Origin of the sequence: Methylobacterium nonmethylotrophicum (assembly GCF_004745635.1) — a bacterium.
Taxonomy (GTDB): Bacteria; Pseudomonadota; Alphaproteobacteria; order Rhizobiales; family Beijerinckiaceae; genus Methylobacterium; species Methylobacterium nonmethylotrophicum.
In genome coordinates, this window is sequence record NZ_SRLB01000030.1 from 1 (window position 1) to 12,410 (window position 12,410).

The window sequence follows — 12,410 nt, forward strand, 5'->3', positions numbered from 1 at the left end:
CTTCGTTCCCATCACGTCCGTCCTCCGTCGGCTCAAAGCCATACTTCAGGCCGGACCACTCCGCTGGGGGCTGACCACTCCCCGGCCCGATGCGGCCCATTTGTGCCGCGGACAGACTCCAAAGAGCTCAAGCAGAGCCCGCGAAGCGCTAAGTCATTCATGGATCAGGAGGTCGATCTAGCACCGGCTCTACTCGTCCTCCACCTTCGGAGGGCAACGCTCTATCCAGATGAGCTACGGGTGCTGACCGCGGAGCCTCTGCAGCGCGGCTCAGGGCGGAGCGCAACGGGGTATGGGATCGCCAGTCCGCGCAAGGGGATCCGGGCGGAGGCTCAAAGGGCGAAGGTCACACGGTCGTATCGTGTCGCGTGCACGGGGGGCAGAGGGGGGCAAGCGGTGGCGGGTAGGCTTTGTGCCCCGGATGCGGACGGCGTGCGGCGCGGCTAGCGCCGCGTGCCGCTGGTGTGCCACGCCTGCCGCAGAGGGCCGCACGAGGCCCTCGGCATCAGGTCACCGAGGCAGGCCTGCTGCTCGTCGCGGAGCCAAAAGGCTTCTCAGGCCGCTGACACGCTGGCGACGAACTCCTGCACCGCGTGACGCAGGCGCCCGGTCTCCGCGGTCACGTCGTCAGCCGAGCGGCGCACGTCGTCGATCGCCTCGACCGTCCGTTGCATGGCGCCGCTCGCCGCGCCCACGCTCGCCCCTACTTGACTCGTGAGGGAGGTCGCGTGCTCGGCGTTCCGGCTGATGCTCGCCGTCTCCAGCTCCTGCTGGCGAATCGCCTGGGTGATCTCGGCGGCGAGTCCGTTCAGATCCTCCATCGCCGATCGGATCGCCTCGATGGCCTGCACCGTGCCGCCGGTCGCGCTCTGGATCCCGCCGACCTGCCGAACGATCTCGTCGGTGGCCTTCGCGGTCTGGTCCGCGAGCGCCTTGACCTCCGAGGCGACGACGGCGAAGCCCCGCCCCGCTGCGCCCGCGCGCGCCGCCTCGATGGTGGCGTTCAGGGCCAGGAGGTTCGTCTGCGCGGCGATCTGCTGAATCAGCCCGATCACGTCGCCGATGCGCTGCGCCGCCTCGGCCAGGCCCGCCACCGTCTCGCTCGTGGTCTGAGCCTGGGCGGTGGTCTGTGCCACGCGGTCCGAGGTCTGCTGCAGACGCCCGGCGATGCCGCGGATCGAGCGGTTCAGCTCGCCCGCGGAGGCCGCGACGTCCTCGACGTTGCGGCGGGTCTGCTCGGAGGCGCCGGCTGCGCTTTTCACCTGGCCCTGGGTATCGGCGACAACGCCAATCAGAACGTCGGCGGAACCGGACATTCCTGTGATGCGCTGGTCCACCTGCCCGAGCGCGCTCTGGACGGCAGCCTGGAAGCGGCGGACATGCTCCTCGATGCGGCGCGATCGGTCGAGCTGTGCTTCCTGCTCGGTGCCGGCCTGGGTGGCGAGGTGCGCGCGCTCGACCACGCCGTCGCGGAAGCCCGCGATGGCGCGGGCCACGCCGCCGATCTCGTCGCTGCGCTCAAGCCCGACGAAGTGCACGCTCACGTCACCCGCTGCGAGGCGCTCGGCGTCGGCCACGAGGCGAACGAGTGGCCGGGAGAGATTGCCGGCGACCCACACCGCGCCCGCCGCCCCCGCGAGCGCCGCGAGGCCCGCGAGCCCAAGGACGAGGGCGAGCTCAGATCGCAGCGTTGCGTCGGATGCCGCGATGCGTGCCCGCGCGTCTGCCTCGGCTGATGCGACAGCCTTCTCCAGCAGCCCGCGAAGCAGGATACTGTGGCGGCTCATCAGCTCGGCGGTCGGGATCTCGCGTGCCGGCTGGAGGCCCAGGAGCACCGCCGCGTCGGACCGCCAACGGCTGAACACGCCCGAGGCATGGCGCGCGAGGTCGGTCATCTCGGGCGAGAGGGATGCCGCCTTGAGGCGGTCCAGTTCGCCCGCAAGCGTGGTGGTATGCTGGCCGAAGCGCGTCTCGACGGCCTCCGGCTCGACGAAGCCCGTCATGGCCAGCACCTGAGCGAGCAAGCTCTCGGCCTGCGCGAAGGCCTCTCGGGCGCCGCGGCTCGCCGCGTTGGCAGCGAGAGCCTTCCCGGACAGATCGGCGAGGTCGGCATTCGCCGAGAGGCTGCGGCTGCCAACGAGGCCCACGACGCACGCGGCGAGCGCGAGAAAACCGAGGAGCGGCAGGAGGATCTTGATCCGGATCGACATGGCGGCGTCCTCAGTTCGGCAGGTTCGGCAGCGCGGTCTCGGTCTTCTCGGCGGTCAGCGACCGCAGGAAGGCGAGAAGGTCGGCGCGCTCGCTGGCACTGAGCGAGAGGGGACGCATCAGCGGCGACCGCGACGGGCGCTCCACACCGCCTGTCTCGTAGAAGGCCACAATGGATTCGAGATCGGCGAACTGCCCCTTGTGGCCGAATGGCGCCCGGTAGGTCAGATTTCTCAAGCCCGGCGTCTTGAAGGCATGGCGCGCGAGCGGGTTGTTCGGCTCCAGCTTTCCCCGGCCGACATCGTCGGTGGAGATGCCGATGTCATGGAACTTGTTGTCGGTGAAGTTCCAGCCGGTATGGCAACCGGCGCAACCGGCCTTGCCGTTGAACAGCCGGAAGCCGTTGATGGCGGAGACCGAGATCGCCTGCGCATCCCCTTCCACCCAGCGGTCGAAGGGCGCCCAGCCGGTCACGACCGTGCGCTCGTAGGTGGCGATCGCGGTGAGCAGGTTGGCCTTCGTCACGCCCCGGTCCGGAAACAGGCGGTCGAACCACGTCCGGTATTCCGGGATCTCCTTGAGCCGGGCGACGATCTCCGGGAACTGCGCGTTCATCTCGACGTCGGCAGTGAGCGGTCCAGCGGCCTGCTCTTCCAGGGTCTTCGCCCGCCCGTCCCAGAACAGGGGTGCGGTCCAGGCCGCGTTGAGCACGGTCGGAGCCTTGCGGGCGAGCGGGGTGTTGGCGGCGCCGATCGCGCCCTTGACCGGCACCTCGTAGCCGAAGGACGGGTTGTGGCAGCTCGCGCAGCTGAGGTTCTGCGCCCCGCTGAGGCGGGGATCGAAGAACAACATCTTGCCGAGGGTCGCGAGCTGCGGCGAGTAGGGGGACTTCTCGGGGAAGGGGATCGTCTCGGGGCGGCGAAATCGCTGCTTCAGTGCATCGAGTTCCGCATCAGCCGCGCCAGGATGAGACGGGCTTGCAAGCATCGCGATGAACGTTGCGGCAGCCATCAGCAATCTTGAAGCTCTCATCAAGCACGATCCCCCTCATATGATTTTGATAAGAATTGCCGTCATGGTTCTTTAAGAACGGTTAATCTGTTTTTTTATCTGAATTAACATAGGTAAAACTCGTGCTTGTTACGGTAAAACACCGATCAGCAAGCCGATCATCATGGTTGTATTGATAGGAAGATTGTCATCTGCGATTGCAGCTGAAGCGCTACGCGCAACATCCAGGCCTGCGCACGCTCTGTTGCCGTGTGGACGAGGCAGGAGCCCAGCGAAGCCGCGCTTGAGAGAGGCGCATCGAGCCCTCACGGCTCGACGAGGAGAAAGCCGCCCGCCTGTCGCCAGTTGCAGCCGCCGAGTTATCGGGACCGGGCTTCTCGGCGCGGGCTCCCTGAACTTCGCGTTCTACGATCCTCCGAGGTCGCCCGGTCGATCCCTGCCGGGAGTGCCGGGTGAGGGTGACGAGGGGTGCCGGCAGACGGCGGCCCGTCGCGGCGCAAGCGGCAATCTCGGGCCGCGTGGAGCAGGCGCGATCACCCCAGACGTCGATCTTGACGCCGCATCCCACGCACGGCCTCCGATGAATCCGAGGATCATGAACAGATTACAAAATTCAGGCGCCTCACGAAGAGCTTATAATTCATCGTCAGCTCCTGCCCAACGATGAAAGCCGGCGGCTCGCCAAGCGGCAACGCCGATCGCTTTTATCAGCGGCAGCTTGACCCTCGCACGGGCGACATCGAGGCCAGGGCTGAATTCAGCCGGACGCCAGCCCCTTGTGGCTCATGGAACCGAGGATTTTGGCTGGAGCGCCGAAGCTGCAACCACACCAGGAGACACGCCGCCTCATGCTCTATGCCGCCCTGAGGGCCGCGAGCCACTGCTCTGTCGGCTGCGCGCCCGAGACCGCCCACCGGCGGTCGACGATGAAGAACGGCACCCCCGCGATCTGCATCTCGGCGGCCTGCCGCTCGACGGCCTCGACGCGCTGGCTGAGCTGTTCGTCGCCGAGCGCGTCGTCGACGACGTCTCGGTCGAGCCCTGCCGCGACACCGATCTCCCGCAGAACATCCGGATCGCCGACATTCCGGCCTTCCTCGAAATAGGCGCGGAACAGGGCGTCCACGACCGGGTCGGCCCGTCCGTGCTGCCCTGCTGCCGCGATCAGCATGTGGGCGCGCCGGGTGCTCGGCGTGCGCGTCATCCGCTCGAACGCGAAGCCGATGCCCTCCTGTCGTCCGAGCTCGGCCATCTGCGCGTCGAGCTGCGCACTGCGCTCCGCCCCGAACTTGCGGGCGCGGTAGAGCGCGCGCTCCATGCCGTCGGCCGGCATGCCGGGGTTCAGCTCGAAAGGCAGCCATTCGATCGTGGTGCTCTCGCGCTGCCCGAGCTGGTCGAGGGCGCGTTCGAGCCGGCGCTTGCCGACGTAGCACCACGGGCAGATCACGTCGGAGAACACGGAGATGGTCAGCGGCATGGCGCCCTCCTGATGATCCATGGCACGGCCGATCGCAGTCCTGGCCGATCGCAGTCCTGAACGCCAGCCCTGCTCGGGCAGGATCCGGAGCATGCCCTGGATGCGCCGGGAGAGTCGCTGAGCGGCTCGGGAGGGTCGGGTGCTACGCACTTGGCCGCGGTGCTCCGCCCGAAGAGCGGTCGAGCGGCAAGCGCACCGGCTGAGCACGACCGGGAGGCCGGGGAGCCCGGACAGGCGTGCGGGACGTCGTCTGAGCCGGGCGGGGCGGCGTCACTCGACGGTGTTGGGCGTCACGACGTTGCCGGTCCCGCCGTCGGAATTGTCGAGGCTGCTCCCGAACGGGTAGCCCGCATCCTCCCCGCAGGTGAGCCGCCAGCCGTTGCGGGAATTCACCACGATCGCGGCGGCCGGAAAGAAGCCGCTGGTACGAAAGACGTTGCCGGTGATGACGTTGTCGGAGGGCGTCTGGTGGCGGACGGTGCCGCCCTCGCCGCAATTGCGGTAGAGCCGCACCCCGCCCTGGCCGCGGAGCGTGAAGCGGTTGCCGGTGATGCGGTTGCGCGCCGAGCCGTCGACCGCGACGGCCTCGCGCTCCGTCTCGGTGACGAACTCGTTGTTCTCGATGCGGTTCTCGGCGCTCTCGGCATCGAGATAGAGCGCCGTCGAGACCGAGCGGCCGGCGAGGCGCGAGCCCTGCAGGGTGACCCGCGTGACGCCGGGCCCGAGATAGAGCGGGATCGGCCCGGCGGCGGTGATCGTCGTGCCGGTGATCGTGACGTCGGTCGGGGCGGCGGCCTGCGCCCGCTCGGTATGGCCGAGGCTGCGCGAGGAGTCGCGCAAGAGCGGCCCCTGCCCGTTCTCGCCCATGCCCCAGATCCGGATATGGCCGAACACCGTGCAGTCGCGGATGCGGATGCCGGAGGGGCGGTCCCAGGCCTCGCCCGGGCGGGCCGGCGGGCGTGAGCGGATCGCGATCGTGTAGGCGCCGAGATGGGCCGGCTCCCCCGGCTCGCCGAGGCTGGCGCCGTCGCAATCGAGGGTGAGGCCGGAGGCCGCCGATCCCTCGATCACCAGGCGCTTGAGGACCCGGTCGCTCCGCGACAGGCGCAGGGAGCAGGTGAGCGAGACGGTCTCGTCCTCGACCGAGACGGGCGGGGCGAGCAGGCGCGCCCGAAAAACCGCGTCGCAGGGCGCGGCGGTGCGGTGCACGAGGGCGGGCGGATCGGGGGGCAGCGGCAGCACGGGCATCGCGATCGGAATCGCCCGCGATCGCGCCGATTTCGGGACGAATTGGAGCATCGGGATACGGGCGCGCGCCGGCCCGGACGTCAGGCCGGTCCTGGTTCCGACGGAAGGCTGACCCGGGCCCGCAGGCCGCGGCCCTGCGCCCCGGCGTGGAGCGTGACGGTCCCGCCCAGGCGCGCCACGAAGGCCTGCACGATGGACAGCCCGAGGCCGCTGCCGGAGGGATCGCCCGGGCGCTCGAGGCGGTGGAACCGCTCGAACACGAGCTCGCGCTGCGCCTCCGGGATCCCGGGCCCGTCATCCTCGACGTCGATGGCGCAGGGTGCGTCGGCACCGCTCAGAACCGAGACCCGGACGGTCCCGCCCGGGCGGTTGTAGCGGATCGCGTTGTCGATCAGGTTGCGCAAGGCCTCCTCGATCAGGAACGGCTCGGCCAGGACGGTGACCGGCGCCTCGGGGCCGTCGAAGGACAGGGCGACGCGGCGCGCCCGCGCGATGGGCACGAGAGCGAGGGCGGCATCGCGGGCGATCGCGGCGACGTCGGTCGGGGCGGCCCCGCCCCGGCGCGCCCCGCCCTCCTCCAGCACCAGGGTGAGGAGCTGGGCGATGAGCCGGTCGAGGCGGTCGACCGCCCCGTCGAGGTCGGCGCGCGAGGAGCGCCAGCCGTCGCTCTCCGGCGGCTGCCGGTCGAGGAGCCGCAGATGCGTCTTGAGGATCGCCACCGGGGTGCGCAGCTGGTGTGAGGCGTCCGCGGTGAAGCGGCGCAGGACCGTCATCGCGTGGTTGAGCTGGGCGAGGAGCTCGTTCAGGGCCTCGACGAGCGGCAGGGCCTCCCGCGGCACCCCGGCGACCGGCACGGCCGGCACCGCGCCGGCGCCGTGGAAGCGGTGCTCGATCTCCCGGCGCAGGTCGTCGAGGGGCGACAGGCCCATCCGCACCGCGAACCAGATCAGCAGGCTGCCGATCCCGGCGAGCGTCGCGCCGAGGGCCGTGAGGGCGAGGAGCATGTGCCGGGCGAGCCGGTCCCGGTCGTGGGTCGTCTCGGCGACCTGCACCAAAGCGCTGTGCCGCGTGATGTAGATCGGCCGCAGCATCGCGCCGATGCGCACGCGCTCGCCGCGGAAGACGGCGTCGCGGTAGACCAACGTCTCGGGGGGAGGCATCCGTTCCGGCAGCGGCAGGTCCGCGTAGCCGGTGACGAAGGTCCGGTCGTCGGTGACGCTGTAGTAGATGTTGTCGCGCTGGGTGTTCGACAGCATGCCGAAGGCCGCCGACGGCATGTCGAGGACGACCTGACCCTCCTGCACCGACAGGCGCTCGGCGATGGTCAGGATCGCGCCGGCGAGCCCCCGGTCGTAGGCGCTGGTCGCGAAGGCGCTAACGAACCAGGTCCCGCCGATCCCGAGCAGCACGGCGAGCGCCGCCATCGGCACCATCAGGTACGTGGCGACGCGGACGCGCAGCGACCGGGGACGGGCGCGCGACGACCGGCCCGGCGCCCTCACCGGCCCTCCTCGGCCCCACCCGGCTCCATCAGGTAGCCGAGGCCGCGCATGGTCACGATCCTGGGGCCCGTGGGCCCGAGCTGGCGGCGCAGGCGCGCGACGTAGACCTCGATCGCATTCGGGGAGATCTCCTCGTCGAAGCCGAACACCTCGGAGACCAGGCGCTCCTTCGACACCACGCGGCCGACCCGGGTGATGAGCGACTCGAGGATCGCCAGCTCGCGCTTGCGCAGGGGCAGGACGCGGCCGGCGAGGCTCGCCACCCGTCCGGCGCGGTCGAGCACGAGGTCGCCGCAGGTCACGATCGGATCGGGCTGGCCGCGGCCGCGCCGCACCAGGGCGCGCACCCGCGCCTCCAGCTCCGCCGGATCGAAGGGCTTAGGCAAGTAGTCGTCGGCGCCGAGGTCGAGGCCGGCGACCCGATCGTCGACGCTCGCCCGCGCCGTCAGGATCATCACCGGCACCGTCAGGCCGGCGCGCCGGATCTCGCGCAGGACCGAGAGGCCCGACCCGTCCGGCAGGCCGAGATCGAGCAGCACCCCCGCATAGGCCTCCTGGCGCAGGAGCGGCAGCACCCCGGCCGCGCCCGCCTCGTGGTCGACCGCAAAGCCGCTGAGCCGCAGCGAGGCGACGATGCCGCGGGCCAGGGCCTCGTCGTCCTCGACGATCAGGATCCGCATCGCTCGTTCCCTCCCGGCGCCGGCCCGTTCCGGCCAGTCGCGTCGCCTCCCCGTTTTAGACCAGTTTTCCCGTGCGGCAGGAACCGGTTGCGACCCTGCCCGGGCGCCTGCGCGGCGGCCCGGCCGATTTCCCGCACACGGCCCCGCCCTTGTCAGGATGATGCAAGCTCGCGCGGTTAACGTCCTGTCGATGAGTGCGCGACCAGACACGCCGCACCGATGGGAGGATCGCATGAAGACGCGGATCACCGCCACGCTCGCCCTGATGATCATGGGCGCTCCCGCCGCCCTCGCGCAGGCCGTTCCCGCAGGGTATCCGGCCTCCTACAGCGAGGTCATCGACGCCGCCCACAAGGAGGGCGCGCTCTCGATCTACGCCACCGCCGATGCCTCCGAGGTGTCCGACCTTCTCACCCAGTTCCGGGCGCTCTACCCGAAGCTGAAGGTCGAGTACGCCGACCAGAACTCGACCGAGCTCTACAGCCGCTACGTCGCCGAGGCGGCCGCGGGATCGACCGCCGACTTCATCTGGTCCTCGGCGATGGACCTCCAGATCAAGCTGGTCAACGACGGCTACGCCATGACCTACGCCTCGCCGGAGAAGGGCGCGCTGCCGGACTGGGCGAAGTGGAAGGACCAGGCCTACGGCACCACCGCCGAGCCGATCGTCTTCGCCTACAACAACCGCCTCGTGCCCGAGGCCGAGGTGCCGCGCGATCACGCCGCCTTCGCCAAGCTCCTCTCCCAGAAGAAGGACGCCTACAAGGGCAAGGTCACCTCCTACGACCCCGAGCGCTCCGGCGTCGGATTCCTCTACGTCACGCAGGACGTGCAGGTCAGCGCCCCGGCGACCTGGGAGACCGTCAAGGCGATGGGCCAGGCGGGAGCCAAGTTCTACACCTCGACCGGCGCGATGATGGAGCGCGTGGTCTCGGGCGAGCACACGCTCGCCTACAACATGATCGGCTCCTACGTCCTGCAGCGCAACCGCAAGGACCCGACCCTCGGCTACGTCCTGCCGAAGGACTACACGCTGGTGATGTCGCGCATCGCCTTCGTGTCGGCCAAGGCCAAGAACCCGAATGCGGCCAAGCTCTTCCTCGACTTCATGCTGTCGAAGGCGGCCCAGGTCGAGCTCGCCAAGAAGTCGATGACCTCGGTGCGCACCGACCTGCAGGACACGCACGGCATCACCAGCCTGCCGGGCGCCCGCGACGTCACGCTGCGGCCGATCCGCGTCGGGCCCGAGCTCCTGACCCAGCTCGACCAGATCACCCGGCTGCGCTTCATCAAGCAGTGGCAGAAGACGCTCGCCGCGACGAACTGAGACACCGTTGAACTGAAACGCCGATGTCCAAGCCGTTCCGCATCGCGATCATTCTCGCGACCACGCTGATGATCCTCGGCCCCGTGGGCCTGGTGATCTATCAGAGCTTCCTCAGCGGCCCGTTCTTCCAGCCGTCGAGCACGCTCACCCTGCAGGCCTACGAGTTCGTCCTGTTCGAGGAGGACGACTTTCGCGAGGCCTTCGTCAACTCGGCGATCATCGCGACGGGGATGACCCTGATCGCGGTGCCGCTCGGCTGCATCATGGCGTTCCTGCTGGTCCGCACCGACCTGCCGGGGCGCCGCTTCATCGAGCCGCTGGTGCTCGTGCCGATGTTCGTGTCCTCGGTGGTGCTGGCCTTCGGCTTCGTCGTGGCGCTGGGCCCCGTCGGCATCGTCAGCGTCTGGGTGAAGGGCCTCGTCGGCACCATCCCCTGGTACCTGTACTCGAAGACCGCGCTCATCCTCATCGCGGGGCTTACCCACGTGCCCCACGTCTTCCTCTACGCCTCGTCGGCCCTGCGCTCGCTCGGCTCCGACGTCGAGGAGGCGGCGCGCTCCTCCGGCGCCGGCCCGTTGCGGGTGGCGCTCACGGTCAGCCTGCCGATGATCATGCCGAGCATCCTCTACGCGACGGTGCTGGTGTTCTTCCTCGGCTTCGAGCTGTTCGGCCTGCCGCTGGTCCTCGGCGACCCCGAGCGGATCCTGGTGCTCGCCACCTACCTCTACAAGCTCACGAACAAGCTCGGCACCCCGTCCTACGACCTGATGGCGGTGGTGGTGGTGTCGATCATCTTCGTGACGCTGCCGCTGGTCTACACCCAGCGCAAGCTGCTGGCCGCCGCCAACCGCTACGTCGCGGTCAAGGGCAAGGCGAGCGCCCAGAAGCCGCTCGCCATCGGCGCCTGGCGCTGGCCGGCCGCGGCGCTCATCGTCGCCTGGCTCGGCGTCACGGTGGTGATCCCGGTCACCGCGCTCGTGCTGCGCTCGTTCCTCTCCACCTGGGGCGAGGGCGTCGCGATCTGGCCGAACCTGACGCTCAACCACTTCCGCGAGCTGATGCACTACCCGAACCTGGTGCGCGGCATCGTCAACACCCTGCTCATCGCCTCGGTTGGCGGCGCGCTGTCGGTGGCCTTCTACGCCCTCGTCAACCTCGCTCTCCACCGCTGGCGCTCGCGCTGGACCAGCCTGATGGACTACCTGGTGCTGGTGCCGCGCGCCATGCCGGGCCTGATCGCCGGTCTCGCGATGTTCTGGGTGTTCCTGTTCACCCCGGCACTGCAGCCCCTGCGCCAGACCCTGTTCAGCCTGTGGCTCGCCTACACCCTGGTCTGGCTCGCCTACGGCATGCGCCTGGTGAGCGCCTCGCTGCTCCAGATCGGCCCGGAGCTGGAGGAGGCCGGGCGGGTCGTCGGGGCCCGCCCCGCCCAGGTCAGCCGCGACGTCACGCTGCCGCTGATCAAGGCCGGCCTGATCGGCTCCTGGGTGCTGATCTTCGTGACCTTCATCCGCGAGTACTCGACCGGCGTCTACCTGCTCAGCCCCGGCACCGAGGTCATCGGCTCGCTCCTGGTCTCGCTCTGGGGCACCGGCGCCGTCGACCTCGTCACCGCCCTCTCCACCGTCAACCTCGCCCTCATCCTGCTCGGCCTCGGGCTGATGTACGCCCTCGGGAACAAGCGTCATGCCTAAGCTCACGATCGACGACCTCCACCTCCGCTACGGCACCGTCGAGATCCTCAAGGGCATCGACGCGCAATTCGAGGAGGGCTCCGTGGTGTGCCTGCTGGGGCGCTCGGGCAGCGGCAAGACCACGCTCCTGCGCTCGATCGCCGGCCTGGAGGAGCCCTATCGCGGGGCGATCCGCATCGACGGGCGCCCGGTCTACGACGCAGGAAGCGGCGTGAACCTGCCGCCCGAGAAGCGCGACCTCGGCTTCGTGTTCCAGTCCTACGCGCTCTGGCCGCATAAGACGGTGTTCGAGAACGTCGCCTATGGCTTGCGCCTGCGCGGCCAGCCGAAGGCGGAGCTGCTGCCGAAGGTCCAGGCGGCGCTGGACGGCGTCGGCCTCGGCGCGCTCGCCGAGCGCTACCCCTCCCAGCTCTCGGGCGGCCAGCAGCAGCGCGTCGCCATCGCCCGCGCCCTCGTCTACGAGCCGCCGGTGATCCTCCTCGACGAGCCCCTGTCGAACCTCGACGCCAAGCTGCGCGAGGAGGCCCGGATCTGGATCCGGGCGCTGATCAAGCGGCGCGGCATCACGGCGGTGTTCGTCACCCACGACCAGGCCGAGGCGCTCGCCATCGCCGATCAGGTCGTGCTCCTCGACGGCGGCCGCCTCGTCCAGTCGGGCACGCCGGAGGACCTCTACGAGCGGCCCGAGACCCTGTTCGCCTCGGAGTTCATGGGCACCAACAACACCCTGTCGGTGACCCTGCGCGAGCGCCGGGACGGGAGGGCCCTCGTCGAGCTCGGCGGCCAGCCCCTCTGGGGCGTCGACCGGGCCGGCAGCGCCGGCGCGAAGGCCGGCGAGGCGGCCAAGGGCGTGATCCGCATCGAGGCGGTGCGCATCGTCGACGGCGCCGGCGAGAACCGCGTGCCGGCCGAGTACGAGACCTCGATCTATCTGGGCAACCAGTTCGAGCACCTCTTCCGCTGCGGCGACCAGACCATCCGCCTCGTCTCCGACCGGCGGACCGGTCCGGGGCGGCACTGGCTCGAATGCCCGCCGGAGCGGCTCTGGGTGTTCTGACGCGGCAGCCATCCCCGCGGCCGGCCCCAGGGGGCGGTCGCGCGGACCTCACGCAAGAAGACGCAAGTCCTGAACCGGAACGCGGCGCGCCGTGCCGCGTGACGAGGTCGCGCGCCGCCAAGGCGTCCGGGGAAGGCCATCCATCACTGTTGTATTTCTGCACGATCCCGCGATACACCTGCGTCACTTTTCTGAAAGAACCAGCA

General features: G+C 69.8%; 9 protein-coding genes. 3 read left to right on the plus strand and 6 right to left on the minus strand.

Annotated elements, in window-relative coordinates; translation table 11 throughout:
- Positions 1-554: 554 nt before the first annotated feature.
- From EU555_RS28230 to EU555_RS28255, 6 genes are all read right to left on the minus strand, one after another.
- On the minus strand, positions 555-2,210 hold the full coding sequence (locus EU555_RS28230) for a methyl-accepting chemotaxis protein (RefSeq protein ID WP_135418714.1): 1,656 nt from the start codon (positions 2,208-2,210) through the stop codon (positions 555-557).
- 10 nt (positions 2,211-2,220) lie between these two features.
- The gene (locus EU555_RS28235; RefSeq protein ID WP_245524539.1) at positions 2,221-3,219 is read right to left on the minus strand and encodes a cytochrome-c peroxidase; all 999 of its coding nucleotides are present in this window, start codon (positions 3,217-3,219) and stop codon (positions 2,221-2,223) included.
- Between the two features lie 853 nt (positions 3,220-4,072).
- Entirely contained in the window at positions 4,073-4,789 is a 717-nt protein-coding gene (locus EU555_RS28240; protein WP_245524540.1) for a DsbA family oxidoreductase, read from the minus strand.
- Positions 4,790-4,966: 177 nt separating this feature from the next.
- Positions 4,967-5,944, minus strand: a complete 978-nt coding sequence (locus EU555_RS28245) for a right-handed parallel beta-helix repeat-containing protein (RefSeq protein WP_167858678.1) — start codon at positions 5,942-5,944, stop codon at positions 4,967-4,969.
- Between the two features lie 80 nt (positions 5,945-6,024).
- Complete coding sequence (locus EU555_RS28250; protein WP_205821014.1) at positions 6,025-7,446, minus strand: sensor histidine kinase; 1,422 nt, start codon at positions 7,444-7,446, stop codon at positions 6,025-6,027.
- Positions 7,443-8,126, minus strand: a complete 684-nt coding sequence (locus EU555_RS28255; protein WP_135418717.1) for a response regulator — start codon at positions 8,124-8,126, stop codon at positions 7,443-7,445. Before EU555_RS28255 ends, EU555_RS28250 begins: the two co-directional genes overlap by 4 nt.
- 232 nt (positions 8,127-8,358) lie before the next feature.
- Between EU555_RS28255 and EU555_RS28260 the strand changes: the two genes are divergently transcribed.
- Genes EU555_RS28260 through EU555_RS28270 form a run of 3 tightly spaced genes read left to right on the plus strand, consistent with a single transcriptional unit; the run spans position 8,359 to position 12,204 of the window.
- A complete protein-coding gene (locus EU555_RS28260) occupies positions 8,359-9,453 on the plus strand; it encodes an ABC transporter substrate-binding protein (RefSeq protein WP_135418718.1) in 1,095 nt (364 codons plus the stop codon).
- A 23-nt stretch (positions 9,454-9,476) separates the two neighbouring features.
- A complete protein-coding gene (locus EU555_RS28265; RefSeq protein ID WP_135418719.1) occupies positions 9,477-11,147 on the plus strand; it encodes an ABC transporter permease in 1,671 nt (556 codons plus the stop codon).
- Positions 11,140-12,204, plus strand: coding sequence for an ABC transporter ATP-binding protein (locus tag EU555_RS28270; protein WP_135418720.1), 1,065 nt, complete (start codon positions 11,140-11,142; stop codon positions 12,202-12,204). The genes EU555_RS28265 and EU555_RS28270 overlap by 8 nt, the downstream gene beginning before the upstream one ends.
- The last annotated feature ends 206 nt before the right edge of the window (positions 12,205-12,410 follow it).

Coding starts and splice junctions, on each gene's coding strand:
- EU555_RS28230 (WP_135418714.1), bottom strand. CDS start 2,210: ATGTCGATCCGGATCAAGATCCTCCTGCCGCTCCTCGGTTTTCTCGCG.
- EU555_RS28235 (WP_245524539.1), bottom strand. CDS start 3,219: ATGGCTGCCGCAACGTTCATCGCGATGCTTGCAAGCCCGTCTCATCCT.
- EU555_RS28240 (WP_245524540.1), bottom strand. CDS start 4,789: ATGCTCCGGATCCTGCCCGAGCAGGGCTGGCGTTCAGGACTGCGATCG.
- EU555_RS28245 (WP_167858678.1), bottom strand. CDS start 5,944: ATGCCCGTGCTGCCGCTGCCCCCCGATCCGCCCGCCCTCGTGCACCGC.
- EU555_RS28255 (WP_135418717.1), bottom strand. CDS start 8,126: ATGCGGATCCTGATCGTCGAGGACGACGAGGCCCTGGCCCGCGGCATC.
- EU555_RS28260 (WP_135418718.1), top strand. CDS start 8,359: ATGAAGACGCGGATCACCGCCACGCTCGCCCTGATGATCATGGGCGCT.
- EU555_RS28265 (WP_135418719.1), top strand. CDS start 9,477: ATGTCCAAGCCGTTCCGCATCGCGATCATTCTCGCGACCACGCTGATG.
- EU555_RS28270 (WP_135418720.1), top strand. CDS start 11,140: ATGCCTAAGCTCACGATCGACGACCTCCACCTCCGCTACGGCACCGTC.